Source organism: Terriglobus sp. YAF25 (assembly GCF_052113305.1).
Taxonomy (GTDB): Bacteria; Acidobacteriota; Terriglobia; order Terriglobales; family Acidobacteriaceae; genus Terriglobus.
In genome coordinates this window covers 1-3,072 of record NZ_JBFRCY010000695.1, presented here as the reverse complement: position 1 = coordinate 3,072, position 3,072 = coordinate 1, and the positions used below count along the sequence as shown (strand labels likewise).

General features: G+C 54.0%; 2 protein-coding genes. One reads left to right on the top strand and one right to left on the bottom strand.

The features are described from left to right. Positions 1–321: zinc-ribbon domain containing protein (locus tag AB4043_RS22490; protein ID WP_442308153.1), on the bottom strand; the 321-nt coding region annotated here is incomplete at its 3' end. Positions 322–784: 463 nt separating this feature from the next. Between AB4043_RS22490 and AB4043_RS22485 the strand changes: the two genes are divergently transcribed. Then, the gene (locus AB4043_RS22485) at positions 785–2,530 is read left to right on the top strand and encodes an alkaline phosphatase family protein (RefSeq protein ID WP_442308152.1); all 1,746 of its coding nucleotides are present in this window, start codon (positions 785–787) and stop codon (positions 2,528–2,530) included. The last annotated feature ends 542 nt before the right edge of the window (positions 2,531–3,072 follow it).

The window sequence follows — 3,072 nt, the reverse complement described above, 5'->3', positions numbered from 1 at the left end:
ACCCCCACCACCCTGCTTTGGCTTGTAGCAGCTCTTACAGTAAACCGGCCGATCGCCGCGCGGCTCAAACGGAACGGTGGTGGTTTGTCCGCAGCTGGCGCAAACGACCGTTGTTCCGGTGCCCATGCCGGAGCTGTAACCGGCCGTGTGTCCACTATCTTGCTGGCCATACGACCCTGCGCTTTGCTTCGCTTGGCGGCAAGGTTTACAGCGCTTGGGCGAAGAGTAACCACGCTCCTGAAAGAACTGCTGTTCCGTTGCGGTAAATACAAATTCCTGCCCGCACTCGCTACATTGAAGTGTTAAATCGGCGGCACTCATGGATAACCTCACTTGCAAGTGTACCGCCCCGTGAGCATGTTTGCGGCGGACAGCATGGGAGCAAATTCGGCACCCTCTCAGATGACACCCCCTAAGCCCTGAAGTCGCCAGTTGGGAACTATCTTCTTCTCAGCTCTCTTCTTGACATCCAGAGCGGTCGCAGTCAATATTCCTATGCCGGAGCAAAGGTTACTGCTGGCTTACATGACGACCAGCCCGGTGAAGAAGCTCCTTTCCTGCCTTTCCTTTCCCAGATATGCACGGATGTACTCGTAGCCCTGTGGCCGCTCCATCTTTGTCACGGATGAAGCGCGCCATAGTCCGTTGATCAGGATAGATAACGGCGCAGACTCTGGAAACACGGTTATCCACGCCTGATTGAAGACCTGCGTTTTCTGCCTTGTGGCGGTAGGACGCTGCAGGAGGGGCCTCTATGCCCTCCGTACCCGAAAGGATAAATACCGTGTCTACTCCCGATAACACCGCAGACTCGTCTCTCGCCAAGACGCGCTCCAATGTCGTCACCATTAACGATCTATCGAATGCAATCAGCAGCATCAGTTATGTATCCGGGTCGCTGGTCATCACTGACGGGCAGCCCTCTCAAACTCCACCGACCATTAGTTTTTCGGACGGTACGTTTACCATCACGCTGGAGGCTGGCCGCGAAAAATCCACGCCGGTTGCAGACGCATTTAATTCCAATTGCGGCAACGATAGCGCGAAGGAGTATGCCCCCTTTGGAGGCGGCGAGACGCCCGAAGAGCTGAACTTTATGTTTGCCGTGGTCATTCAATTTTCCATTGGCGCAGCGGTAACCGTTTATCTCGGGCAAGGGCACGCTGCGGCGAGGAACAACTGGTGGATTGGCGGTAGCGCGATCTTCAGTTTGGATACGCCACGGCTGGAGTGCTCCATTAACAACCTGGTCTACACGTATGAACTGTCAGGCAGCCATGACAGCTTCGATCTCCAATTCAAAGACACTCGGCCCGTTTCTGCAATCCAGAACGTTTTTGTTTTGATGCTGGAAAATCATTCGTTTGACAACATGCTGGCTCTGTCGGGTATTCCAGGAATTTACGCAGCCACAACCAGCGATTCCAATTCCTACAATGGCACCCCGTATAACGTTCAGGGCAATCCGCCGTTGAACATGCCGACCGATCCTGGGCACGAGTTTGATGATGTGCTCGAGCAACTCGCCGGCCCAGGCTCCACTTATGTGTCCGGACAAGCGTATCCGACAATCTACAATTCGGGATTCGTAGCCAACTACGCAACCACGACAACGGAGGGGCCAGTTGCTCCAGCCGCTGACATTTGCGACATTATGAAGTGCTTCGATACGAAGGACCAGTTGCCGGCGCTGTATCAGCTGGCTACAGAGTATGTGGTTTGCGATCAGTGGTTCTCCTCCCTTCCCGGTCCAACCTGGCCGAATCGTTTTTTCCTGCATGCAGCGTCATCCAGTGGCCTCGACCATACCCCCAGCGGCGGGGAAATATTTGACTGGGTGTTTAAGGACTTCAGTAACGGTTTCAAGTTTTCCAATGGTTCGATCTTCGATGAGATGACGGCGAAAGGTATCACCTGGGGCCTGTACCACGACACAAACGGACCCATCGGGGGAAGGGTTCCACTGGTAGCGGCGATCGAAGGTATCTACGTGGCGGATGTCAACGATCTTGAGACTTTCGAATCAGATGTAACGTCGAGCGATTATCCATACCAATACACGTTCATTGAACCGAACTACGGTGACGCTTTAAATGGAACTTACGAGAACGGATCCTCGCAGCACCCGATGGATAGCGTTGCCAATGGAGAAGCCTTGCCTCTTACTGGTCGAGATGCCGCAGCCAATGTGATTCAGGGCGTGCAAACGGCAAATGTGCTACGAACGGATTGTCCAGTGAAGCTGAAACCTCCCGCCCCTCGGCCTGAAAAGCGTCCTCTCCTCACGGCAGAGGAACAGGCCGCGCTAGACCTGGAACCCATACCTGACCGGAGCAATTTGATGGGTTTCCTCGGCATACTCTTCAAAGAGGACGTCCACTTAGCCGCAACCCCCCAGGAAAGAGCGGCTGCGGCGGCGAGGTTTCAGGGACTTAAGACAAGAGGCGACGCCCGGGTGTATATGAATGAAATCATGGCCAAGGTGCAGGTTGAAAAGGCCAGAAGAGCGGCGATAGCTGTTCCCGCATAAGCGCTGTTCGAGGGGCTGGCGCAGAAAAGACCTTGTCGCCAGCCGCTCACTTGATGCAACACTCGTTCGCGCGCAATCCACGAGTCAGTTAACGAAAAATCGCCCATGCGCCCATCGACAACCGCGAGTTGAAAGGGATAGGCACGAGCGAATTCGACCCGCTGACCTCTAATATTCAGCCTTCCGCCAAGCTTGGCCATTGCCGCCTGGGTGCCGGGACGCAATACCCTCGGCGACACGTTTTGCCCTCTGGAGAGCGGCTTCCCAAAACTCGCACATCAATTGCTTGTAGTTATCATCCCGTCCGTCAGTTAAATCTTCGCTCCGCGACATTTGCTTCATCTCCAGCCGTCATTGGCTCGATCAAGGGATATTCGTCTCGGAGAATCTCGCATAAAGGCGATCCAAAACAGATTTGTGTTGCACATGAAAGGTAGACGTATGAATAGGCTTCATTCGCTTCGTCTATTCAGCAATTCCAAGGTCGCCACCAATAGAGTCGCGCAGATTATCGAGAACAAAATGCCGGGCGGAATATAGAA